General features: G+C 37.0%; 20 protein-coding genes and 6 tRNA genes. 15 read left to right on the top strand and 11 right to left on the bottom strand.

The window, feature by feature from the left end; translation table 11 throughout:
* Positions 1–37: 37 nt before the first annotated feature.
* The 3 genes from MTQ00_RS15735 to MTQ00_RS15725 all read left to right on the top strand — a co-directional run bounded on the left by MTQ00_RS15735 (position 38) and on the right by MTQ00_RS15725 (position 3248).
* Positions 38–613 carry a Crp/Fnr family transcriptional regulator gene (locus MTQ00_RS15735; RefSeq protein ID WP_273650228.1) on the top strand — a complete coding sequence of 192 codons (576 nt, stop codon included), beginning with the start codon at positions 38–40 and terminating at the stop codon, positions 611–613.
* Positions 614–687: 74 nt separating this feature from the next.
* On the top strand, positions 688–1659 hold the full coding sequence (locus tag MTQ00_RS15730; protein WP_273650227.1) for a quinone oxidoreductase family protein: 972 nt from the start codon (positions 688–690) through the stop codon (positions 1657–1659).
* Between the two features lie 209 nt (positions 1660–1868).
* Positions 1869–3248: a tetratricopeptide repeat protein gene (locus tag MTQ00_RS15725; RefSeq protein WP_172282417.1), complete on the top strand. Its 1380-nt coding sequence runs from the start codon at positions 1869–1871 to the stop codon at positions 3246–3248.
* A gap of 48 nt (positions 3249–3296) precedes the next feature.
* Here the strand turns inward: MTQ00_RS15725 and MTQ00_RS15720 are convergent, their stop codons facing one another.
* Genes MTQ00_RS15720 through MTQ00_RS15710 form a run of 3 tightly spaced genes read right to left on the bottom strand, consistent with a single transcriptional unit; the run spans position 3297 to position 5259 of the window.
* Entirely contained in the window at positions 3297–4181 is an 885-nt protein-coding gene (locus MTQ00_RS15720) for a DMT family transporter (RefSeq protein WP_273650226.1), read from the bottom strand.
* A complete protein-coding gene (gene aat / locus MTQ00_RS15715; protein ID WP_273650225.1) occupies positions 4165–4821 on the bottom strand; it encodes a leucyl/phenylalanyl-tRNA--protein transferase in 657 nt (218 codons plus the stop codon). Before aat ends, MTQ00_RS15720 begins: the two co-directional genes overlap by 17 nt.
* Before the next feature lie 60 nt (positions 4822–4881).
* On the bottom strand, positions 4882–5259 hold the full coding sequence (locus tag MTQ00_RS15710) for a DUF3127 domain-containing protein (RefSeq protein ID WP_273650224.1): 378 nt from the start codon (positions 5257–5259) through the stop codon (positions 4882–4884).
* A 179-nt stretch (positions 5260–5438) separates the two neighbouring features.
* Between MTQ00_RS15710 and MTQ00_RS15705 the strand changes: the two genes are divergently transcribed.
* The 8 genes from MTQ00_RS15705 (at position 5439) to MTQ00_RS15670 (ending at position 8515) form a co-directional block, all read left to right on the top strand.
* Positions 5439–5520 (top strand) — tRNA-Leu (locus MTQ00_RS15705).
* Between the two features lie 8 nt (positions 5521–5528).
* Positions 5529–5604 (top strand) — tRNA-Gly (locus MTQ00_RS15700).
* A 6-nt stretch (positions 5605–5610) separates the two neighbouring features.
* Positions 5611–5694: transfer RNA gene (locus tag MTQ00_RS15695), tRNA-Leu, on the top strand.
* A gap of 113 nt (positions 5695–5807) precedes the next feature.
* A tRNA-Leu gene (locus MTQ00_RS15690) sits at positions 5808–5889 on the top strand.
* 8 nt (positions 5890–5897) lie between these two features.
* Positions 5898–5973, top strand: a tRNA-Gly gene (locus tag MTQ00_RS15685).
* 6 nt (positions 5974–5979) lie between these two features.
* Positions 5980–6063: transfer RNA gene (locus tag MTQ00_RS15680), tRNA-Leu, on the top strand.
* Between the two features lie 230 nt (positions 6064–6293).
* The gene (gene chrA, locus MTQ00_RS15675) at positions 6294–7418 is read left to right on the top strand and encodes a chromate efflux transporter (protein ID WP_273650223.1); all 1125 of its coding nucleotides are present in this window, start codon (positions 6294–6296) and stop codon (positions 7416–7418) included.
* A gap of 101 nt (positions 7419–7519) precedes the next feature.
* Complete coding sequence (locus MTQ00_RS15670) at positions 7520–8515, top strand: phosphotransferase (RefSeq protein WP_273650222.1); 996 nt, start codon at positions 7520–7522, stop codon at positions 8513–8515.
* A gap of 178 nt (positions 8516–8693) precedes the next feature.
* Here the strand turns inward: MTQ00_RS15670 and MTQ00_RS15665 are convergent, their stop codons facing one another.
* Both MTQ00_RS15665 and MTQ00_RS15660 read right to left on the bottom strand, forming a co-directional pair.
* A complete protein-coding gene (locus MTQ00_RS15665) occupies positions 8694–9536 on the bottom strand; it encodes a lipopolysaccharide kinase InaA family protein (protein WP_273650221.1) in 843 nt (280 codons plus the stop codon).
* Positions 9537–9589: 53 nt separating this feature from the next.
* Positions 9590–10630 carry a glycosyltransferase family 9 protein gene (locus MTQ00_RS15660; protein WP_273650220.1) on the bottom strand — a complete coding sequence of 347 codons (1041 nt, stop codon included), beginning with the start codon at positions 10628–10630 and terminating at the stop codon, positions 9590–9592.
* A 498-nt stretch (positions 10631–11128) separates the two neighbouring features.
* On the opposite strand from MTQ00_RS15660, the gene MTQ00_RS15655 reads away from it, so the two are divergent.
* From MTQ00_RS15655 to MTQ00_RS15645, 3 genes are read left to right on the top strand one after another with little or no spacing between them, the layout of a single operon-like run.
* Positions 11129–11494: a hypothetical protein gene (locus tag MTQ00_RS15655; protein ID WP_273650219.1), complete on the top strand. Its 366-nt coding sequence runs from the start codon at positions 11129–11131 to the stop codon at positions 11492–11494.
* A 43-nt stretch (positions 11495–11537) separates the two neighbouring features.
* Complete coding sequence (locus MTQ00_RS15650; RefSeq protein ID WP_172281596.1) at positions 11538–12953, top strand: aminotransferase-like domain-containing protein; 1416 nt, start codon at positions 11538–11540, stop codon at positions 12951–12953.
* A 13-nt stretch (positions 12954–12966) separates the two neighbouring features.
* Positions 12967–13446, top strand: coding sequence for a GNAT family N-acetyltransferase (locus MTQ00_RS15645; RefSeq protein ID WP_273650218.1), 480 nt, complete (start codon positions 12967–12969; stop codon positions 13444–13446).
* Positions 13447–13527: 81 nt separating this feature from the next.
* On the opposite strand, the gene MTQ00_RS15640 is transcribed toward MTQ00_RS15645, so the two are convergent.
* The 6 genes from MTQ00_RS15640 to MTQ00_RS15615 all read right to left on the bottom strand — a co-directional run bounded on the left by MTQ00_RS15640 (position 13528) and on the right by MTQ00_RS15615 (position 22446).
* Positions 13528–15381, bottom strand: a complete 1854-nt coding sequence (locus tag MTQ00_RS15640; RefSeq protein ID WP_273650217.1) for an alkaline phosphatase family protein — start codon at positions 15379–15381, stop codon at positions 13528–13530.
* Positions 15382–15551: 170 nt separating this feature from the next.
* Positions 15552–16220: an HAD hydrolase-like protein gene (locus MTQ00_RS15635; RefSeq protein WP_273650216.1), complete on the bottom strand. Its 669-nt coding sequence runs from the start codon at positions 16218–16220 to the stop codon at positions 15552–15554.
* Positions 16221–16224: 4 nt separating this feature from the next.
* Positions 16225–17379 carry a TIGR03364 family FAD-dependent oxidoreductase gene (locus tag MTQ00_RS15630; RefSeq protein ID WP_273650215.1) on the bottom strand — a complete coding sequence of 385 codons (1155 nt, stop codon included), beginning with the start codon at positions 17377–17379 and terminating at the stop codon, positions 16225–16227.
* A gap of 12 nt (positions 17380–17391) precedes the next feature.
* Entirely contained in the window at positions 17392–18663 is a 1272-nt protein-coding gene (locus tag MTQ00_RS15625; RefSeq protein WP_273650214.1) for a DUF5690 family protein, read from the bottom strand.
* A 37-nt stretch (positions 18664–18700) separates the two neighbouring features.
* Positions 18701–21526, bottom strand: coding sequence for a TonB-dependent receptor (locus MTQ00_RS15620; protein ID WP_273650213.1), 2826 nt, complete (start codon positions 21524–21526; stop codon positions 18701–18703).
* 347 nt (positions 21527–21873) lie between these two features.
* Complete coding sequence (locus MTQ00_RS15615; RefSeq protein ID WP_172281576.1) at positions 21874–22446, bottom strand: helix-turn-helix domain-containing protein; 573 nt, start codon at positions 22444–22446, stop codon at positions 21874–21876.
* Positions 22447–22614: 168 nt separating this feature from the next.
* On the opposite strand from MTQ00_RS15615, the gene MTQ00_RS15610 reads away from it, so the two are divergent.
* Positions 22615–23325 carry a response regulator transcription factor gene (locus MTQ00_RS15610; RefSeq protein ID WP_172281575.1) on the top strand — a complete coding sequence of 237 codons (711 nt, stop codon included), beginning with the start codon at positions 22615–22617 and terminating at the stop codon, positions 23323–23325.

Below are 23325 nucleotides of genomic sequence, written 5' to 3'. Positions count from 1 at the left end.
CGGAACTTTATGTTCCGTTCTTTTTTTATATTTAAATATGTTTGAGCATCTAAAAGCAAAGTTTCCGTTTCCGAAAACAAAATGTGTCCGATTTATCAGGGAATTCAAACGCATTGAAGTACCGGCAAAGACCATTCTTTTAAAAGAGAATGAGGTGTCCTTGCACGCCTATTATATTGAAAAGGGATTGGCAAGAGCCTGGTATAACAATGACGGAAAGGATGTTACTTTTCAGTTTTTTACTGAGAATACCATGTTTTCTTCTTTGGAAAGCTTCAGAAAAGGTCTGCCGAGCATGGTTTCCTTTGAGACCATAGAATCTTGCATTTTATGGAAAATAGATAAGCCGACCGTTGACCAGATTTTAGCAGAAATATATAATGATCCTGAGCTGAGGGATCGCTTTATGGATTCAGTCTTTGAGAGAACATTTGATTATATGAAACATTTCTTTTCATTTATAAAAGACAGTCCTCAGCAACGTTACCTTGATCTTGCAAAGGAGAAACCTGAAATCATTAAAAGAGTTCCCCAGCATTATATCGCTTCTTACCTCGGAATTACGACCGTCCACCTGAGCAGAATAAAGGCCAAAATCCTCAAAGGAGGCTAGCGAAGTAAACTGATAACAAATGTTATTGCAGCAGGGGTTTCCTTCATCATAATTTTGTATAAAAATTAAAAAGAATGAAAGCAGCAGTAGTATTTGAAAAAGGAGCAACTCCTCAATATGCAGATTTTCAGGATCCTCAAGTTACGAAGGACAATGAGCAACTCGTCTATGTAAAAGCAGCATCCATAAAACATTTGGACAGGGCCAGAGCAAGCGGAAAACACTATTCTACGGAAAATGAGGAACATCAGCCTAAAATTATAGGAAGTGACGGGGCCGGAATATTGGAAAACGGAAAAAGAGTATATTTTTTCAGTAAAAGAGGAACGGTTGCAGAAAAAGCAATAGCTGATAAACATATGACTGTTCCCATTCCTGATGGATTGGATTTCGCTACAGCATCAGCATTACCTAATGCGATTATGGGCTCAGCAATGGGATTAAGGTTTAAAACACAATTAAAAACAGGAGAAACGGTCCTGATCAATGGAGCAACAGGGGTAACCGGAATGATTGCTGTACAGATCGCAAAATTATACGGAGCTAAAAAAGTACTTGCCACGGGTAGAAATGAAGAAGCATTGCAGGCGCTTCGGGAGTTGGGTGCCGATGAGGTTATTTCCCTGAAAATGAATGATGGGGAGTTTATGCAGAAAATAAAGGAAATTCATAGCCAGACTCCTATTGATGTAGTACTGGATTACATCTGGGGTCATTCTATTGAGCTTCTTCTGTCTGCGATAAAAGGAGATGGAAATTTTTCCCACAAAACAAGATTGGTGTCCGTTGGAGGAATGAGCGGAGACACTATTCAGCTGTCGTCACAGATACTCAGAGGAACTGATCTTCAGATTTCCGGTTCCGGATTGGGAAGTTGGACTCCTGAAGAGTTTAAGTTGTTGATTACGGAAATTATCCCTCAAATGTTTCAGGCTGCAGCAGAACGAAAAATAAGAATGGAAACTGAAGTTATTGATTTAGAAGATATTGAATCGGTATGGCAAAATGAAATTCCTAACAGAAAAAGGTTAGTCGTGTTAATTTAATGTGAATCCCTCTTTTTATCCACATTTCTTTCATTATATTCTTCTTTTTACTATCTTTAGGATAGAAAATTACGAAAACATAATTCAAAAAAAAGTCGCAAATTTGCAGTAATTTTGAATTAACAATCTCAGAAGTAGTATATTAATTAAATAAGTTTGCCGAGGTTCGCAAGTAAATTCGGGCGTTGGCTGACGGAGGATACAGTATATTGGAAGAATATTTTGGAAATGAACTGGTAAAAAAGTTCGAAGAAATGATTGAAAATAATGATGAATTCTACTTCGATACAGAAGAACTGGAAGACATTATTGTTTATTATCTGGAGCTGGGCGATTTTAACTATGCGGATAATGCTGTTAACTATGGCCTAAAGCTTCATCCTAATTCATTGGACATCAAGATCAAAAAGCTTGAAGTTCTTTTGGAGTGGGAAGATTATAATACGGCAAAAGAGCTAATAGACGAGTTAAAGGCTTCATCTATGGAGCACACGGACTTTTTAGTTTGCTACGCCAAGTATTATTCGAATTTGGGAAATCCTAGAAAATCCATTGAAATTTGTAAAAAAGCATTAGAACTGAAGGAAGAAGAAAACTTTCTTCACAACTTTATTGCGGATGAATATGTGAACTTAGGAGATCCTTTCAACGCTCTTAAACATTACAGAAAAGCATTGAAAGAAGACCCAACGGATGAATATGCGTTGGAAAACTGTATGATCTGCTTTAATGATTTAAAAAAGAGCGAGGAGGCTATTGCCTTTTTGAATGAATATTTAGATGAATTTTCTTATTCTGAAACCGCATGGTATGAATACGGACAGTTCTATTTCAACAGAAAGAATTATGAAGAAGCGATTAAAGGGTTTGATTATCTTTTAGCGATCAATTCATCTTCTGTAGGAGTATATGCGAATAAAGCAGCTTGTTACGAAGCATTAGGGCAATATAAAAAAGCCATTGAAGTATATGAGGAAATGCTGGAGTTGGAATATACCAAAGCATTTACTTACTATAAAATCGGATTATGCTATAAAGCAATGAAGCAGCCGATTATCGCATTGAACTCTTTTCAGAAATCATTGAGGGAAGATCCTCAGTTCTATCTGTCTATGATGGAGCAGTCTTATTTGTATGAGGAAATGGGGGGAATGGCTGAAGCGCTTCATTTTGCAAAAGAGGCAACGCATCTGAATGACAGCAACCTTGATTATCAAAAAAGGCTTGCATTTTTATTTATTGATGCTGGAAAATTTGAAGAAAGCCTTTCCTGTTTGAAAAAGCTTGTAGCTTCAGAACCCTCAAGGTTTTACAACTGGTATGCCTACTCAGAAGTGTTAATGCTTTTGGGTGAATACGAAGAAGCCGTTACGATTTTATACAAAGCTATAGAAAATCATAACAGGGCAGAATTGTATTATCAGCTGAGCAACTGCTATTTCAACCTTAGAGATCAGGAAAAAGGAATTGAAACCCTTCAGAAGGCATTAGATCTGGACCCGACTCTTGTTCAGGATATGCAGAAGAAATATCCTTTCATTAAAGATGGGGTAAAAAAGGCTAAAGCCAAAGTGAAGAAAAAGAATTAACGAATCAATAATGGTTCTTAAATAAAAAATCCTGCAGTAATGCAGGATTTATTTTTTTACGGCAGGTTTTGTCCTTAAAAAGATCAAACCTCCTATAATGATCGCTGCGCCTACAAACTGGAGGAAAGTTAATTTTTCGCCATCCAGAATGCCCCAGATAATGGCAACAATAGGCATCAGTAAAGTAACGGTTGATGCAAAGAGCGGAGACGATACTTTCAGGAGCCTGTAATTCATGGTCATGGCCAGTCCTGTTCCGAAAATCGACAATAAGCTTACAAAGAGCAATCCCGTCATATTGTCTTTTGAAAAACTAAACTCCGAGAAAAACCCGGTTAATGCTAAAGCAATGATCGAAGGAAAAAAGAGTACAAAAGAGAATATAAATGAGGATAAAATAACAGAAGACAATTCCATAAGCTTCGATTTTACAGTGGTCGTACTTATCGCATAGCATAATGTAGCCAGCAATAACAAAGCAATCGGAATCATTTTAAATTTCGCTCCGTCTCCTCCTCCGAAAGCGAGGATACATACTCCCGCAAAACTAATACAAACTCCTATAATCTGATGTTTTGTGGTTTCAAATTTCCATACCAGTGCGCCTACGATAATCACGCAAATGGGCATCATAGAATTGATAATCCCTGCAATACTGCTGCTTACTTCTGTTTCTGCAATAGGAAAGAGGAACATCGGGATAAAATTCCCAGTGATCGCCGCCAAAATAAGCCACTTGATGTGTTTTTTAGGAAATAGTTTATACTTCGAAATTGCGATAGGTAATAATATGATCCCTGCTATAAGGACCCTTAGTGCACCTACCTGAAAAGGATTAAAATGTTCTAAAGATTTTTTAATTAAGATAAAAGAAGATCCCCAAATGAGACTGAGCAGCAGTAAGAGGATCCATTTTTCATTGTGTGCTTTCATTATTTTTGTGTAAGTAGTGTAAGAATTGTTTTTTGGGGATCATCCTTGCGCCGAGGCTTTCCAGATGTTCTGTATGAGACTGACAGTCAATGAGATCAAGCTGATCTTTATAAGTTTCCACAAAATGGATAAAGCCTGCTTTGGAAGCATTGCTTACTTTGGCAAACATACTTTCACCACAAAAGACGTTACCGATCTGGAGGCCGTAAAAGCCACCTACCAGTTCACCCTCTTTCCAAACTTCTATGCTTCTTGCCAACCCATAGTCATGAAGTGTGATAAATGATTCCATAAGTTCATCGGAAAGCCAGGTTCCGGCCTGGTCGACTCGGTTTATCTGCTGGCAGTTTCTGATGACTCCCCGGAAGTCTTTATTCTCAGTAAAGGTGAAAACTTCGCGATTGAGTATCTTACGCATCGATTTGGAAACCTTTAGTTCATCAGGGAACAAAACAAAACGGGGATCAGGACTCCACCAAAGAATTTCCTCCCCCGGATTGAACCAGGGAAAAATGCCCAGCTGATAGGCAAACCAAATTCTTTCTACCGATAAATCCCCTCCGAAAGCTATAACCCCTTCGTGCCCGTCATAAAGTTCCGGATCAGGAAATGAAATCTCGTTTTCGTCTAATCGAACCATGTTGAGGAAAAAAAATCCCACTTAAAAAGCAGGATCTATATTTTTAATCGTTGTATCTAATTAAAAAGGTAAATCATCATCTTCGTCTCCCGCAAATGGATTTTCATTTGAAACCGGAGATCCGGATTGTGAAGGAGCTGCCTGAGTAGGTTCTGATCCGTTATCAAAAACTTTTTCTACTCTCCATCCTGTGATAGAGTTGAAGTATTTGGTTTCACCCTGAGGAGATGTCCATTCTCTTCCTCTGATGTTGATTCCTACCTTTACATTTTCTCCTTCCTTAAGGTTGTCTAATAAACTGATCTTGTCAGACAAAAATTCTATGTTTATCGGCTGTGGATACTGATCCTGAGTTAAAATAACCATTTCTCTCTTTTGAAATCCGCTTGCAAATGTCTGAGCATCAAAAAGTTTCTTTACCGTTCCTTGTAATTCCATATCGTATATATTAACGATGTAAAAGTAAGAAAATGAAATGTAATAAAAGGGGTCAGGAAAAAAAAATGCAGAAATTTTAATTTTTTTTGAAAAAAGCCTTGTGATTGTAGAAAATTGCCCTATATTTGCACTCACAAAAACGAAAGAAGTTCTTTTAAAATACAACTTAACCAAACAATGCGGATGTGGTGTAATTGGTAGCCACGCCAGACTTAGGATCTGGTGCCGTGAGGCGTGGGGGTTCGAGTCCCTTCATCCGCACAACGTTTGCGAAAATAGCTCAGCTGGTAGAGCACAACCTTGCCAAGGTTGGGGTCGCGGGTTCGAATCCCGTTTTTCGCTCCACTCCATGCCCTGGTGGTGGAACTGGTAGACACGCAGGACTTAAAATCCTGTGCCTCTTTTGGCGTGCGGGTTCAAGTCCCGCCTGGGGTACTAATCCTCTGTAACTTTGTTGCGGAGGATTTTTTTTGTTTTTTTTAAGTTGTATTTATTATATTTGTAAGAATAATGCTGAGGATATCTGTAGTTACAGATCAGCAGAACCAGCGGATGTGGTGTAATTGGTAGCCACGCCAGACTTAGGATCTGGTGCCGTGAGGCGTGGGGGTTCGAGTCCCTTCATCCGCACAACGTTTGCGAAAATAGCTCAGCTGGTAGAGCACAACCTTGCCAAGGTTGGGGTCGCGGGTTCGAATCCCGTTTTTCGCTCCATTCCACGCCCTGGTGGTGGAACTGGTAGACACGCAGGACTTAAAATCCTGTGTCCGCAAGGACGTACGGGTTCAAGTCCCGTCTGGGGTACAACCCTCCGTAACTTTGTTGCGGAGGGGTTTTTATTTTTAGAACATACCTCATTGCTACTTCTTATTTATTATACCTGAGGTTATACATATTTTATAATTAAAATTTAGAAAGAGAAAAGAAATAAGTAATTTCATATCTCAGTGTGAAGCTTAAATTGGATCACTCCAAACAAGAGTGAATCTATTATGGGATTATAGTTTTTTTGATAGACAAATACATAAAAAATTGTGGGGAAAGAAAATAATCTGAAAGAAGTTGCCGGTGTTTTCCTGAAACTGGGAGTTACAGCATTTGGAGGTCCTGCCGCTCATATTGCCATGATGCAGCAGGAAGTAGTAACAAAACGGAAATGGATGTCTGAGGAGCATTTTCTTGATCTGATCGGAGCAACTAACCTTATCCCAGGTCCCAATAGTACAGAAATGGCAATTCATATCGGGCAGGAAAGGGCCGGTTGGAAAGGACTGATTGTAGCTGGATTATGTTTTATATGTCCTGCTGTTATCATTACTTTATGTTTTGCATGGTTATATAAAGAATATGGGCAGCTTCCACAAGTTCAGCCCTTTATATATGGAATAAAACCTGCTATCATATCTGTAATATTATCGGCTGTTTTTCCCCTCGCAAAAAAATCTTTAAAAACCATCCCACTATGGATTATTGGTATTAGCGTGCTGATGCTTTCTTTCTTAGGAATTAATGAACTCTTTTTATTATTCGGAGCAGGTATAATCGCAATGCTATTTGCAATCATAAGACAGAAAAATACGACCAACTCACTTATTCCACTAACTTTACTACAGATTCCAGATTTTAGCTCTCTGTCACAAAGTAATATTAAATTATTTCTAATTTTCCTTAAAATAGGAGCTATTCTTTACGGAAGCGGATATGTCCTGTTTGCTTTTTTTGATACAGAATTGGTGGGAAGAGGTTTATTAACAAGACAAGAACTATTAGATGCTATAGCTGTTGGACAATTTACACCAGGACCCGTCTTTTCATCGGTTACTTTTATTGGTTATCAAATAAATAACTGGTCAGGAGCTTTGGTTGCTACGTTGGGTATCTTTTTTCCTTCATTTATTTTTGTAGCATTACTTAATCCAATCGTAAAGATGATGAGGGGATCAAAAACATTCTCATCTTTCTTAGATGCAGTCAATATTGCGTCAATAGCTATTATTTTAAATATATGTTATGAAATGGCAAAAGATAGTATAGCAGATTGGAAAACAATAATTATTGCTGTATTATGCATTATTTTGATGTTTACTTTCAAAAAAATAAACAGTGCATGGATTGTTATGCTGGGAGCTTTTTTAGGATATATTTTACAAAAGATGTAAGATATTCCCCCAATTTAGTAAAAATAATTTAGTAAATATAAGGCTGAAAATTACGAGCAAAACTGCATACACATTATAACTCAACTACGAACGAAAAACTAATGACAGAGAAATTTCCTACCATAAATAGCACGCTTTCACCAAATGAACTTGGTAAGTTTATTCAAAGAAATTATAAATTAACCGAGAAAACTGAATGCAAAGTATTCCGGCTTGCCATGAATCATTTATACATTGTTCATGATGACGAAAATAAATATGTTTTTAGAGTTTATACACATAACTGGCGATCTCAATTAGAAATTGAAGAAGAGCTAAAACTTTTAATTCATCTAAAAGAAGCAGGGCGACAAGTTGCTTTTCCCATAGCTGATCAATCGAACAATTTCATTCAGGAAATTGAAGCATCAGAAGGAACACGATTTGGTGTTTTATTTTCATATGCTAAAGGCATAAAAACAGCAAAATTCTCCCACCAAACAAGTTTTCTGATTGGACAGGCATTAGCAAAAGTTCACCAATCCACAGAAAATATTGAACTGAAGAGAATAACCTACAATGCTCAAAATTTGCTTAAGAATCCTATTATAAGAACTAAAGAATTTTATAGTAAAAATGTTAGCGAAAATGAATTTTTAGAAACACTTTCTGCTTTTTTAACGCAAAAAATGGAAAGTACGGACAAACGTAAAATGAGATATGGAGCTGTTCATCTCGACGTTTGGTTTGATAATTTACATATTGATAATGAAAAAGAAATAACATTTTTTGACTTTGATTTTTGTGGCAACGGTTATTTATGCTTTGATATTTCCTATTTTCTATTTCAGTTGTTTACAACTCATTTGAACGAAGAAGAATATCAGGTAAAAGCCGATAGTTTCATTAAAGGGTATGAAACTGTAACTAAAATTAGTAACGAAGAAAAAAAGTTTTTGCCCTACGCATGTTTAGCAATTATGACCTACTACATAAGTGTTCAGTGCGATAGATTTGAATATTGGACAAATATTTTCTTGAATGAAGATCATTTAAAAAGGATGGTTGGGAATTTAAAACGATGGATCGCTTATCAAAAAATTGATATTAATAATTAAAAAAGGATCAATAATAACAGAGCTCAAAGATTAAAACCAGTATTAATACATGTGCCCACAAAAAATCCTACTTAAAAAGCAGGACTTTATATTTCAATTATCTTAGATAATTACTTTGGGGCTGAAAATTTCTTCCGACTATAAATCAACACCTTCCTTCTACTGTAATTTTTGACCTTCAGGTAAAAACAAGAAAAGGTAAATCAGATTCTAAAAAACTGATTAATGAGATAAGAATTAAGTTTTTAAGAACGGGAAGTACTTTAAGGAAATATTTATAAAACTTCAGAACCTTTTTTATTCTTCGCTTGGTTTGTAAAGTATTGGCAGCTTTAACAATCTGTGTAAGGAAGTATTCCGAAGAAATTCCTGCCAGCCTAGAATATTCTGAACTGATCAGTTTAAGAATCTTCGGATCATTGGTTATCCGTGAGAAGTTTTTGATCCTTTTGGGCATTTCAAATTCAGTGTGGAAATTCATTCTGTTAAGGTCCACCATAAAAAAACGATAAGCGCCGTTGATTTTTTTTATAAGAAAATTCCCCGGAGAATTATCGATAAACTCAATTCCCTGTTCGTGTAAATAATAGATGAGCTGAGTGTACTCTTTAATGACTTCTTTCAGGTTTTCAAAGGGGCTTCGTGCGTACATCACATCTTCCAGAGTATATATGTTTTCCAGTTGTTCACTGATATAATAACTGTTGGTAAGACCCAGCCAGTCGTGAAACTCTACATAAGCAATCGGCTGTGGGGTGTGAAGGTTTTTATCGATCAGCATATGGGCATATTCGAAAGATCGCCGTGCCTTGGATTTCCGGTAGTATTTGTAGACATGCCTGTTGATAAAATTATGCTGCTTAAATGATTTAAAATTGAATTTTTTTCCATTGATGGAAAATGACTTTACAATATTTCTGCTTCCGGGACCGATTAAAGTCCCCTCACTATGGAAATTTTTGATAATACGGATTATTTCATCTTGGTAATGAGCATAATCTGGTGCAAGAACAAGATTCATATGAGTGGTATAATTGTGGTGTGTGTTTGTGTGTTTTCAATATTAGTCAACGGTTATTGAAGGACCGTTTTTATTAAATCCGGTATTTCGGATTCCTTAACATTATTTGTATTAATGGAGAAGCTTTTATCGTTATAGGGTTTATATGCATTTTCATCCGTTACCATAAACAATCCTATTGTCGGTGTTCCAACGGCACTGGCTAAGTGCATTACACCGTTATCTGCGGCAATAAAAACACTGGTATTGGCTATAAAGGCACCTATTTCCCTGATGTCGGTACTGTAAAAACTGGGAATTTTGAAATCTAATCTGGAAATATTTTCTACCGGTAGAAGTTCAACAATATTATAATCTGGAAATGTCATTTTCAGGCTTTCATAGAATGATGCCCACCAGGTATTGGAATAGCATTTATCGCCTGTGGCATTGGTAAAGAGACAAATGGTTTTTTTATCGTTTTTAGTAATTCCTTCTAATTTCCTTTTACCCGTTTCTATTTCTTCCGGACTCAGCTTTATATTTAAAAAAGGAACCTTTCCCGTATTTTTTTCAAATCCCAGGTGGGTAAGAAATTTTCGCAAATTATAAATAGGATTTTTTGCCGCATGCGGATAATCCGGATATTCTGAATGAAGTTCATCATTCCATTCATTAAAGAATTTATAATCGCCATTGGCCAGTTGGGTGGATATTTTTCCCGATGACGAGCTATGGCTTGTATTGATCACTAAATCATACTTTTTCCAGCGAAGCAAACTCCAGCTCCGGATGTATTTCAGAAGGTTGCTGAAAGGTTTCTTCGGAAGCTGAATGATCTGGTCAATATTTTTATAATTTTTAAAAATAATAGGTGATATACTTCCCTTTACAAATAAATCAATCCTGGCATCCGGAAAAGTATCGTTAACCTCCTGAACGATAGGGGATAGCAATAATAAATTCCCTAATCTATGGTTGGGGCGCGAAATCAATATTTTTTTTATGATGACTTCTTTGCCGGGTTTAACGGTAGAATTCGACTGGCCCATATTTTTGGTAAGACCACGCATTACCTTCCTCCTGATCACATTGAGTTGTTTGGGTATTTTCATAGCTCAGCGGGGATCATGATAATCCCGATTTCGTATTAAACATTCCTTAAAAAAAACCGTATGTATAAAATTAGCACAAAACAATCATTTGATTGATTATTTACTGAAAAGTTAATTGTGTTTATAAAATTTAATATGTATACAATTGAAAATTTCTTTGTAATGTTTGTAAAGTCCTTTATTCATAGGGATTTCAGGTTATGGACAATTGATGTTTTTTTAGATAAAAAATTAATAAAAGGAGAAAAAGTCTTTAAAATAAAGAAAGCATAGAATCTACCTGTTCGATTTGAAAATTTATTTGAACCTTTCAAATCTCTGCAAAACTATTTTCCGGATTTTAGCTGAAGGGTTTTCGATACCATACCGGTAGAATAACGCTCCGATAATACAAACCAATTCTTTTTAATAAATTTGCTGTACCTACAATAATAGTAAGTTCTGTATCTGTATCCTTTTAGCATTGTGCTTTAACTTTACATATCTAATGTAAACACTATGGAAACATGCTTTCTGCCTACAGGCAAACTTCAGTTTGATGAGGTTTATATTTCTGATCTGGTGCACCTGAAACAGATTTTTGTGAAAGAAAGAAATCTGAAGCAAGTGAATGAAGACTTTGGACTTCCGTTTGTAATGGCCAAAAAAACAGATGAAATTATAGCTTTTGCAAGTCTTATCATCAATGATCAGGATACAGTAGATTTTGTGATTTTTGAAGCCGGGAATATGGATGCAAAAGAAAAGGAGGCTTTCAAAAAGTATGCTGAAGATTGTTTTAAAAAAGCTCCTTCAGATAATTATAATGACCCCGGGCAATTGAAAAGCACCATCAGCAGGATCATAAACTGGATCAATATTTAAGGATGAATAGCTTTTTGCTTGCTTTATGTAAAACAATGATATTATGGGCAAAGAAGTCTTATATCTCAAAATAGCAAAAATAATGATGGAGCAGATCCAGACTGAAACCTTACAGTTTGGAGATAAACTGCCTTCCCTAAGAAGTGCCCAGAAGTTATACAATGTAAGCCTGAATACGATCAAACTGGCTTATATGGAATTGGAAAGCCGGTCTCTGATTGAGTCCCGACCCAAGTTTGGATATTATGTAAGCCACACTTCCCAGCGGAAACTGGATCTTCCATCTGTAACCAAAATGAAGGATTCCAAAATAGAGGGAACCAAAGAAGATCTTATAGATAAAGTATTCGGAACGATTTCAGATTCAGGAATCACCCAATTTGCTTTAGCTATACCCGGCAAGAATTTTCTGCCTTTGGCTAAGATGAAGAAATCCATCATTAATGTAATCAAAAGTAAAAATGATTTTGGAACGAATTATGAGCCGGTACAAGGGAATCATAATCTTCGCCGGGAGATTGCCAAATGGTCTTTAGTGATGGAAGGAAAAATTACAGAAGACGACCTGGTTATTACGTCCGGAGCAATGAATGCCATCTATAACAGTTTGATGGCAGTGACGCAGCCCGGTGATTCTGTCGCGATTGAAAGTCCGGCCTATTTTGGGATCTTACAGGCTATTCAGTTATTAGGGTTGAAAGCCGTAGAAATTCCTACTCATCCGGTATATGGAGTAGATCTTGATGCCCTGAAAAAGGTATTGCCGAAATTATCGGCATGTTGTTTTGTGACTAATTTTAATAATCCGATGGGCTTTCAGATGCCCGATGAGCATAAAAAGGAATTGGTAAGATTAATTACCCATTACAATGTCCCGCTGATTGAAGATGACATTTATGGGAATTTATACTTTGGAGCAGAACGCCCCAAGCCCTGTAAATTTTATGATGAAGCAGGGCTGGTGATGTGGGTAGGCTCTGTATCCAAGACTATGGCTCCCGGATACCGGGTAGGTTGGGTCGCCCCGGGACAATTTAAAGACAGGATAATCCGCCAGAAGCTGGTTCAGACGGTATGCAGTCCGTCATTATACTCTGATGTAATTGCTGATTTTCTTGAATATGGAAGATATGATCATCATTTAAGAATGTTCAGAAATAAAGTCTATTCCAATTATTTGCAGATTCAGAGAGCGGTTACCTCCTATTTTCCGGATAATACCAAAATCTCGGAACCTAAAGGTGGGTTTATGCTTTGGCTGGAGCTCGATAAAAGGATATGTACTGAGGATCTTTTTGACGAAGCTTTTAGTCATAAAATCAATTTTGCTCCGGGAAGGATGTTTTCACAATATGATCAGTACCGGAACTGTATGCGACTGAATTATGCCCTGGAATGGACCGATAGGGTGGAAAGTGATATTGAAAAACTCGGAAATATGATAAAGAATAATATTTAATACTATAAAGAATATGAATGACCAGAATAATGAAGTAAAGATTGAGGCGTATCACCCTCAATACAAAGAAGCTTTTAAAGCATTGAATGAAGAGTGGATCAAAACATTCTTCGTGATGGAAAGCGGGGACTACAAATTGCTTGATAATCCTGAGGAATATATTATCAGTAAAGGAGGTCACATTGTATTTGCCCTATTGGATAATGAAGTGGTAGGAACCTGTGCTTTAGTGAAGGCAGGACCTGAAACCTATGAACTTTCGAAAATGGCAGTAAGCCCCAAGGCCCAGGGTAAAAAGATCGGATATCTTTTAGGAAAGGCTTTGGTGGAGAAAGCAAAATCATTACACGCGGAGAAAATATTTCTGGAGACCAATTCTATTTTGGTGCCAGCGATTAAATTATATGAAAAGCTTGGATTTGAGCATATTCCGGTTACTCATTCGGCGTATAACCGTTGCGATACACAGATGGAGCTAAAGCTTAGGGATTAAATAAAAAAAAGATATTAGAACCTGGAGTAATCCTCGTTCTAATATCCAATTTAAATCTACTAATGATATTGAAATTCTTTCTTATTTCTTAATAAAGCTTTTCGTTAGGGACTTCTGGACTCCTGTAACTTTTATAAAATAAACACCTGTTGGGGCCTTATGAATATCAAATGTCTCGTCATATTGTCCATCCGATGATTTCGATGTTTTAGACAAAACCACGGACCCTCGGGTATCGATGATTGTAAATGTCATTTCTTTCTCATCAGATTTGAATTTTATATTGATATTCTGATTTGCCGGGTTGGGATATATCTTAAAATCTTCTGCTGGTCTTTCCGTGCTTTTTGCAGACAAAGTATTGCTCTGGCAGCTGGATAATCTGTTGGTACCATCAATTCCCCAGGAGCTTTCTACAGGAACACATAGCCAGTTCAGTACAGTTGGAAGATGATCTGTTTCTCTTGTGGTAGATAAATAATTATAGATTTTAAAGTTAGTTGTTGTATTGAGGCTACGGGTAGGACTTCCTGTAATCGTACTGTTATTACTGTTTGAACTTGAATCTGTTAGTGTATTGCCGGAAGTTTCATTGCATTTCCAATTAGCCAGTAATTGAGCATAATAAGGATGGGCAGAAGTGATATTTTGGGTAGCCCAATTAACTAAAACATCATTAGGAAGGGCTGATTTCCAGATCCTGATGTCTTTGTACGAAGCGGCCAGGTTCTGTCCATAAGTATTGGTTCCGTCCTGATTGATCGTTAACGGAAGCCCTGAATCAATATTTCCGATTGTATTCATTTTGGCAAAAGTAACAGGCACACCGTCCTCATAGAGAGTTACAAGGCCATCCCTATCAAAACTTACTGCAATATGTTTCCACTTATTGGTTTCCATTTTTCCTCCTACCAGGTCAATTCTGTTCGTACCATCACCAATATTTACTTTATAGGTTTGTCCCGAATATCCTGAGATAACAAATCCTTTGTTTTTTCCGCTGTTCCAGTTTTTATTACTGATCATTACAGGATCACTCGAGAAGCTGGCATTAGGCTTTACCCAAAATTCAATCGTAAAGTCCTGATTAGCCCCAAAGTTAAAAGGAACCTGGTTGGTAGGCTTGGCATAAGTACCGGCAGGGAAGTTAAGTTGGTTGAAAGTGACATTCGAATCAATGTCCGTTTTACTGATCTGTTGGGGAGTAAGGTTCGGATTAGAGTAGATCGTAAAGATATTCCTTTCAGAGAGATTTCCTCCTCCATGACCATTATTTACTGCCCCGTGATCTGTTGTCAGGACTACCAGCCAATCTTCATTGTTGTAAGTCGACCTGTTTTTCATCGCATTTACAATTTCTCCGATATAAGTGTCTGTTGTTTGCATTGAGGAAACATATTGTGGTACGGTCGAAGAAAAACCATAAGAGTGGCCTGCGTGATCCACGTCATCAAAATCCACAAACAGAATATCTGGGTTATCATTCTGCAATGCATCTACAGCAGCATTTTTTAACGCTAAATCTGTGCTGAAATTGGTCTTTACATCTGCATTTTTAATAATAATATCGTTAATAGGTGACCAATGTACGAGGGAGATTGTTCTTAAATTTGAATTATAGGCCTCTGCACGGGTAAGGAAATCGCGATAATTTACATAATTCGGGTTTGTGAAATTATTATCCTGAACATTGTGTTTTGTATGCCATACCCCAGTTAGCATGGTGCTCCATCCATTTCCACTCCAGGTCGTCGCAGCACAAAGGCCGTCAAGGGAATACACCGATTTTGTAATTAACGACTTAATATTAGGTGTATCGGAAGACATCATAACATCTGCCCGGCAACCATCGATTCCGATAAAAAGAACCTTTTTTGTCTGAGCACTTAAAAAGCAGCTCACTATAACTGCCATTGAAAATAGTTTTGTTTTCATAGAAATTTTTGTTTTTTGAAATGAAAATGTTTACAAATAGTAATTAATATTTTATTATTTGTAAAATTAATTTACTATTTGTAAACATGTGTGAACTTAAAGTTAATTAAAGGATAAAAAAACGATAAGAAACTGAGGCTGAATGATCAGTAGTAAGATGAAAGAATATGCTAGATAACTTCTTCAGCCTCAGATAGGGTATTGAATATATAATCAGGATTGGATTTTTCAAGTTCGGATCTTTTTTGAGCCCCAGAAAGAACGGCAATCGTTAATCCACACCCTGCATTTTTTCCTTCTTCAATATCAACCACCGAATCTCCTGCTTTCAGCACTTTTTGAGGATCAAGGATGTTGAATTTTTGCATGGCCAGATGAATCATTTCAGGACTTGGGCGGCTTTCGGATACATCATTAGCCGTAATAAGGGCATCATAATATACATTCTCCTTCCATCCCAGCTTATCCAGAAGCTGCTGCGCAATATCATAGGTATATCCCGTATTAAGAATAATTTTTTTGTCCTTGGACCTCATTTTTAGCAGAAAATTTTCAATACCCTCGATCGGCTTTACATCAAGGTTCTGATACGCTACTTTTAGCTGATCAGAGAAATTTTCAAAAATGGGAAGGGAATCATTTGCGTCGCCACCTATTTCAATAAGTAAACCACTGATGGCTTCTAATTTTTCCTTTCCTGCACAGCTCGATAATACCTTTTCCAGAGTAACATTATAACCGTAATCATTTACTGCGTGCATTAAAGTTTTATAAACTACATTGTCTTCATTAATTGTTGTTCCGGCCATATCCAGAACCAATAATTCTATGTTCTTCATTATTTTATGCGTATATTTTATCTATATTAAATTTTGAGAATCCACCGCTTGCGGTCATACCCTTGCCGCCGATACCTGTGATGATATGAATATTGGGAGAAGGATTATGTTCGAAAATATCTTTTGTTTTACATTGAGAATAGATCCCAAACCATCTTCTCTGAATTTCATAGGTTGGAAGATCAATGATCTTTTTGGCCTCGCTGATCATAAACTCATCGATTTCCATATTCAGGTCATATCCCAGGGCATCCGAATCCTTTGCACTTGCATATTCATGGGAATCTCCCAAAATGATAGATCCATCAAGAGCCTGCTTAAATAGAATATGGACCCCATATCTCTTTTCGAAAGAATCAGGGGTTTCTAACGCCTTGATTTCCTGAAAGGAAGGACATTCCTGAAAGGACTCGTATCTTCTGATGGATAACCCGGTAAGGATATTTCCCTGTAAGGAATAAATACCCTGAGCTTTGGTTTGTAGCATCTGCAGTTTCGTGACCACTAAATCGCTTTCATTGAATACGTTAGGATATAAGGTTTTAAACTCATGACCTCCGCAGATGATTATTTTTGCAGCCTGTAACTGCTGTCCGTCTGATGTCTGGGCAACGCATTGATTATTATCTTCATACGTTTCAATTACGGTCGTATTATTATAGATCTTTAAATCCAGTTTTTCCTGTAAAAGTTTATGAAGTTTGACGATCATTTCCCCCGAATCTATAGAAAGTTCCTCCGGAAAGAATAATCCGCCTTTACAATAATCTGAACGAAGTCCATCAAATTTCTTCATACAATCGTTTTTTGAGAGAAGAACAGACTCGTAACCATTTTTCCGGTTGATGTCATAAAGTTCATTGATAAGCTTAAGTTCTTCTTCATTGGAAGCAAGGTAAACAGAACCGTTTTTTCGTATTGTTAGATCTGTTTGGAATTGCAGCTCATTATATATGGCCAGACTCTCTCTTCCGAAATTTTGCCATTTAAGATCCATTCCCGATGGAACCACCTGCCCAAAATTTCTTACCGTAGCTCCCTGAGGCTGTGCATTTTTCTCTACCAAAGCTACTTTAAGGTTTCTTTTTAGTGCATGATAAGCGTGAAATGTTCCCAGAATTCCGCCACCCACAACAATAAGATCAAATTTTGTTGTCATTTTACTTTTGTTTTAAACCATTTTCGAAGCATCGAAATGGAAGTATTGATTTTTATTTAGTTTAGGTTTGGATTTTTTTTTGAAAGCTAGGAAAGCAATCACTGAAGAAATCAAAACCGTAATTACGATGAAATAGTTGAGTTGAATATAAAAATTCAGCCATGTTGTTTTGGAAGATCCGAAATTCTTATAAAGTAAGATCAGAACGCTGCCCAAATAACCAAATGAATCTACAAAATAAATCAGAAACCCTACATTTCCTTTGATTTCAAAGGCCGCAATCATCCTGTCAAAATAAATTCCGTTGAATGGAATATAGCAAAGATACATTCCCATTCCGGAGACCATCATCCATAGAAACGGAGACATCATATGATGCTGAAAGAAATACGTTGAAAATCCTACCGTTAGTATTCCCGCAAAAAGAATGTAATGATAATAGGCAAAAGCTTTTTTATTGTTTTTTACCCTTACCATAAGGCTTAAAATTAAAAGCACTACAATGGCGATCGGAATTTCCGTCAGGGTAAAAACAGAGCTGTCTGTTGTAAAGCTAAGGGCATCCCATATCTCACGGTTGAAATTGTCTCTGAAATCCCGGAGAATGGTTAAACTGATATACACAATAGTAATGCACATCATAGGAATGAAGAAACGGCGGATTAATGCCCTTCTTGCAGGCTTGTCTAATGGTTGTCTTTTATTCTTTAATAAAATGTCCTCTGCTGATGGCTTGGGAATTTTATTTAACATGATGCCGAAAATGACCAAAGGAATAATAAAAACCAATCCCGCTGTAAAAGGCATCCAGAATTCTGAAACACCAAACGTATCCATTATAAATTTTCCGACAGATTTGGTAAACCCGGACGAAACGACAAAGCTTGAGCATAAAAACAAGCCTATGATCTCCGTCGTTTTTCTTCCTTCAATATAGGAGAAAACAATTCCCCAGATCAATCCTAGCGGAAAACCGTTAATGAACATAAAAATAATGTTGTAAGGTGCCGGGCAGATTGCAAAACCCAGTAATGCAAGCTCTGCAATAGCAATAAAGCTTAACAGGTAGAAGATTCTTTTCGCGGGTTTTAGTTCAGAAATAAATCGGATTCCAACGAATTTTGAAATAAAATATCCCATAACCTGGGCAATGATTATCAGGACCTTATAATCCACTCCGAAGTATGCAAGGCCTTCGAATGAAGCTACCGTAAAAGGCTTTCGGAATCCGTACATGCAGAAGTAAACACCGAAAGCAGAAAATGCTGCCTTCAGTGTTACCATTCTATTTTTATTGGTGTTGCCTTCCATTTTGACCCTGCTAGAAGTTAAGTTTAATTCCCATATTGAACCTTACACCATAATATTCCACCTGTTCAGGGCGATTTTCATTTTTACCGAAATGATAGATCAAAGGCTTATTCAGGATGTTATTTACATCTGCATACAGCGTCAGAAATTTTGTAAACTGATAAGATCCTCCAAAATCTAAGCTGCTGTACTTTCCATAGTACGTGTCATTGATATCATCTTCAGCGTATTCCACGGCGTATTTTCCTTTATAGTTATAAGCCAGTCTTGCATTGAATCCCTTTTTTTCGAAGAATAACTGTATGTTGTATAGTTCTTTTGCCTGATAAGGAAGGGCTACCTTTCTACCACTGGGTTTCTCCATTTTTGAAGTCATGAAAGTAGCGTTTAGCTGTGTTCCGAAATATTGCAGGAATCCCGGAAGGAAGTCGAATCTTCTGTTCAGGCCAAGCTCAAGACCTCCCAATGATGCTGTTTTTCCATTATTGGGTGCTGTAAACTGAACTCCTGGATTTTCATTATAAGAACCTACAAAAGAATCCTGGAAAATGGGGTCTGTGATGGATTTGTAAAAGATCCCTCCGCTTAAAATACCTACATTGGAGAAATAGTATTCTCCCATCAGATCAATGTTTAACGAATACGTCGGATTAAGATTAGGATTTCCTCCTTTAAACTCGTTGTCGGCCTCAATATAAGTTCCTCCAGGTGTAAGATCCCCGAAATTGGGTCTTGAAAAAGTTCTTGTTGCTGCAAAACGAAAATTTGTTTTGTCGTTTAATGCATACTTGATGTGTAGCATGGGTAAAACGGCCAGGTATTTTTTAGTATTTTCTACCGGAACCAGTTTATCATCAATTACGTTATAACCTTTTACCTTCGTATTGGTATTAGATAGCCTGATTCCTCCCAATATTGTAATTTTATCATTTAGTTTATATGTTCCCATTCCATATGCGTCGGCATGTTTTTCAAATACATCGAAGTTTCTACCCAATGCTTTATTGTATTCCAAAGATTCCGAATCTGCGGGATTTATTTTTAAATTTCCCTGATTCTGGAACCAGAACTGGTCCATTCCGGTAGTCGATAAAACAGGACCGAAACTGTTGCCAATATGGGCATTCATTTCACTTAAATATTTTGGACCGTTAGGCTGCGTAGTAATGTACTGCCCGTAATCAGAAAGGAGGGGAGCTGTTCCGTTGTTCCAGCTATAGAAAATATCTGAAAATTTTGCATTACGCTCTTTATCCCTGTATTTAAAACCATACTTGAAGGTCAGTTTATCCGAGGCGTAAATCTCATGGTTGAAGGCCGCTACAATTTTGTCTTTTTCTTCAACAAAAACTTTGTAGAATTCAAGATCTGTGAATCTCATTTGAGAAGCATCCATTTTGAAATTAGGGTCACTGTAGAACCCAAATAATGCATCAGGATCTTTATAATCCAATTTTCCGCCATCGGCTTTCCAATACGCTCTAGGCCCATTTCCGCGATCTGCAATATAATTAGGATCAATGCCAACTCCGGACTGAGTGTATTTGATCACATAATAAGAATTGTTTTGTTTGTCCGGAATGTTTCCATATTTGAACCGGTTATCATAGTAGGACAAGTCCCAATCTATTTTTCCTTTATTCAATTGATGGATCCCTCCCAGAGACACAGAGGTTAGCTGCGTAATCAGAAGATTATGGATATTCTGTAATTCCACTCTTGCCGTATTGTTGGTAGAACTGAATTTATCGAATCTTATTCTGTGCTTGTAGTGGGTTTCATCATCTGCTAACGTTCCGTACATTCCTTTTAAATAAAGAGTGCTCTTTGGAGACAACACGTATTCAAAAGCTGTATTGATCCCCGTGGTCTTTCTTACCCCATTGTAATCCCGCAACTCCAATCTGAAGACTCCCTGGTCACCACTTCTTCTCGCCTCAAAATTATCTGTAGACCAGTTTCTCGTAAAGTGGGCAATATTGAAAAGGTATCCCAGCTTTTTATCCTTTGTTCTTCCTCCGTACAATAAGCCCAGATTATAAACTCCCTTGTCGGATTTTGCATTGTAACCGCTTCCAACCGTGATCTTTAGCTCTTGTTTCATAGGAGGGGTTTTGGTAATGAAATTCACACCGCCTCCAATTCCATCAGCTTCCATATCCGGAGTGAAAGATTTATTGACATGCACGTAGGAAATAAGTTCTGTTGGGAAGAAGTCAAAAGCCGTTGCTCTTGAAGTGGTTTCTTCCTCTGCCGTTGGAAGCCTGTTTCCATTAATCGTTGTTGAAGCCCAGAACGGAGGAAGTCCCCGTATAGATACAAATCGTCCTTCTCCCTGGTCTCTTTCAATAGAAACACCTTGGACCCGCTGAACGGTTTCTGCGGCATTTCTGTCCGGAAGTTTTCCGATACCATCCGAAGCAATTACATTGGTCATGTTGATTGCATTCTTTTGAAGATTTAAAGCTCTTGCTTCGCTGTTTTTTAATGTGGCGGTAACAATTACTTCGTCAATATTTTTATGTTTTTGTTGTAATCGGATTATGCCCAGATCAGTATTTTCTTCGGATTGAATGCTTACAGGAAGAGTAGTGCTTTCATATCCTATATAGCTTATCTGCAAATTATATTCACCTGCCTTAAGATCATTAATGGTGAATTTACCATCAATATCGGTAACCATATTCTTAGATAATCCTTTTATTTTGATCGTAGCTCCGGGAAGAGGTTGATTCTCGTCAGATACAACTCCCGTAATCGTTTGTTTTTGGGCGGATGCCCATCCAATGAAACAAAGAAACATAAGGGGGAGTAATTTCTTCAATCTTGTTTTCATTTTTACAAATATTAAATTTTTATGCAAAACAAGTTAATAATTTTAATATATGTAAATATTTGGTATTAAGTAATGATTAACAAATAATGCCATATTGTTAAGGGTGTATTACGTAAGATTGTCGTTAAAAAATAAGATTAATTGATAATTAGTGCTGTAAAACAGAGGGTTTGGTTGTTTTTTTTAAAGAAAGTATCTCAAAATGTGAATACACATGAAAGGAAAATAAGTTCATTTTGTATTCATTTTATTGGAGCCGTAAAAAGTAAAAGTTGAATATTTGTAAACTTTTTAATGGAAAAACGGATTTTAATTAACTCCGGATATGAGCCGGAAAAATAAGTGGTTTACTTATCTGAGTAAAAATAAAGGACCAGCATAATACAGCTTTCATTGCTTATACTTACAGGAACGTGAGGTAACTTCCCGTTAAAATATAGAGAATCACCTTCATGTAGAATGACTTCTTCATTATCGATGAGGTATTTTACTTCTCCTTTCAGGATATACTTGAATTCCCAGGCATCCGTAATTACTTTTTCCCTTTTGGAATTAGGTTCAAGGGTTAATAAAACCGCTTCAAAGCCCAGAGAATGAAGACTTTTACTGAAAATATGCACATATTTAAAGCCTTCCGCTTCTACTTCTTTTTCTATAAGTTGCTGACTGTCTTTAGGAAGATAGATGAATTTGGCATTTGATTTTTTTTCAACGCCTTCGAAGAAAAAACTGGCATCGATTTCCAAAGACTGGATGAGGTCCAACAAAACCGGAAGAGAAGGAATTGTTCTCCCATTTTCAATCCTGGACACAAGTCCATTGCTTACATTGGCTTTAAAGGCCAGCTCGTTGATGGTTAAATTATTTTTCTTTCTAATATCTTTTAATCTTTTGCCTATTCCTATTAAAAAATCATTCATACTTTAAAAATTTAACCTAAACTTTTTTCATTAGTTGCTTATCACAGCAAATGTAATATTATTCTCTATAGTTTTCACCAACTTTACCATTATTTCATTGAAAAACTCATGATTCATGCATTCCTTCCGTTTCCTATCTTTTTGCTATTTTTGTGAAATTCGTTACTTATGAAAAAAATTATTCTGATCGAAGACGAAACCAGTGTAGTATCTTTTATAAAAAAGGGACTTCAGGAAAAAGGCTATGAGATTTCTGTAGCTTTTGACGGACGTACAGGAGTACAGCTGGTAGAAGCCAATGATTTTGATCTGGTAATTTTGGATATTATGCTGCCCGAAATGAATGGGCTTGATGTCTGTAAGGAAATAAGAAAGACCAATCAGCATGTTCCTATTCTTTTTCTGACTGCCTTGGGAACCTCCGAGAATATTGTCCTTGGCCTGGAGAGTGGCGGAGATGATTATCTGGTAAAACCTTTTAAATTTATAGAACTCGTTGCCCGGGTAAAATCCCTGCTGAGAAGAAGCGTTAATAATACCGCGACCCAAGAAGCGGTAGAACCGGATGCGGATAGTGAATATATTTATCAGGTTTCCGATCTGATCGTGAATGATTATACTAAAAAGGTAACCCGTGCAGGAGAAGAAGTTTCCCTTACTTCCACAGAATATAAGCTGTTGATGTATTTTCTGAATAATACAGAAAAAGTAATTTCCCGGGCAGAAATTCTGGACGCCGTGTGGGGCGTGAACTATGAGCTGGGGACTAATGTGGTAGATGTATACGTTAATTATCTTAGGAAAAAGCTCGACAACCAGGATGATCAAAAGCTGATTCACACGGTAATCGGGATGGGATATGTTTTAAAAAAACCTTAG

It is taken from the genome of Chryseobacterium sp. B21-037 (genome assembly GCF_028570785.1).
In the GTDB taxonomy this organism is placed as follows: Bacteria; Bacteroidota; Bacteroidia; order Flavobacteriales; family Weeksellaceae; genus Chryseobacterium; species Chryseobacterium proteolyticum.
Note: the sequence above shows the minus strand (reverse complement) of the source record. Positions and strands in the feature narration are given on the sequence as shown.

Coding starts and splice junctions, on each gene's coding strand:
- MTQ00_RS15735 (WP_273650228.1), top strand. CDS start 38: ATGTTTGAGCATCTAAAAGCAAAGTTTCCGTTTCCGAAAACAAAATGT.
- MTQ00_RS15730 (WP_273650227.1), top strand. CDS start 688: ATGAAAGCAGCAGTAGTATTTGAAAAAGGAGCAACTCCTCAATATGCA.
- MTQ00_RS15720 (WP_273650226.1), bottom strand. CDS start 4,181: ATGAAAGCACACAATGAAAAATGGATCCTCTTACTGCTGCTCAGTCTC.
- aat (WP_273650225.1), bottom strand. CDS start 4,821: ATGGTTCGATTAGACGAAAACGAGATTTCATTTCCTGATCCGGAACTT.
- MTQ00_RS15710 (WP_273650224.1), bottom strand. CDS start 5,259: ATGGAATTACAAGGAACGGTAAAGAAACTTTTTGATGCTCAGACATTT.
- MTQ00_RS15670 (WP_273650222.1), top strand. CDS start 7,520: ATGACAGAGAAATTTCCTACCATAAATAGCACGCTTTCACCAAATGAA.
- MTQ00_RS15665 (WP_273650221.1), bottom strand. CDS start 9,536: ATGAATCTTGTTCTTGCACCAGATTATGCTCATTACCAAGATGAAATA.
- MTQ00_RS15660 (WP_273650220.1), bottom strand. CDS start 10,630: ATGAAAATACCCAAACAACTCAATGTGATCAGGAGGAAGGTAATGCGT.
- MTQ00_RS15655 (WP_273650219.1), top strand. CDS start 11,129: ATGGAAACATGCTTTCTGCCTACAGGCAAACTTCAGTTTGATGAGGTT.
- MTQ00_RS15650 (WP_172281596.1), top strand. CDS start 11,538: ATGGGCAAAGAAGTCTTATATCTCAAAATAGCAAAAATAATGATGGAG.
- MTQ00_RS15645 (WP_273650218.1), top strand. CDS start 12,967: ATGAATGACCAGAATAATGAAGTAAAGATTGAGGCGTATCACCCTCAA.
- MTQ00_RS15640 (WP_273650217.1), bottom strand. CDS start 15,381: ATGAAAACAAAACTATTTTCAATGGCAGTTATAGTGAGCTGCTTTTTA.
- MTQ00_RS15635 (WP_273650216.1), bottom strand. CDS start 16,220: ATGAAGAACATAGAATTATTGGTTCTGGATATGGCCGGAACAACAATT.
- MTQ00_RS15630 (WP_273650215.1), bottom strand. CDS start 17,379: ATGACAACAAAATTTGATCTTATTGTTGTGGGTGGCGGAATTCTGGGA.
- MTQ00_RS15625 (WP_273650214.1), bottom strand. CDS start 18,663: ATGGTAACACTGAAGGCAGCATTTTCTGCTTTCGGTGTTTACTTCTGC.
- MTQ00_RS15620 (WP_273650213.1), bottom strand. CDS start 21,526: ATGAAAACAAGATTGAAGAAATTACTCCCCCTTATGTTTCTTTGTTTC.
- MTQ00_RS15615 (WP_172281576.1), bottom strand. CDS start 22,446: ATGAATGATTTTTTAATAGGAATAGGCAAAAGATTAAAAGATATTAGA.
- MTQ00_RS15610 (WP_172281575.1), top strand. CDS start 22,615: ATGAAAAAAATTATTCTGATCGAAGACGAAACCAGTGTAGTATCTTTT.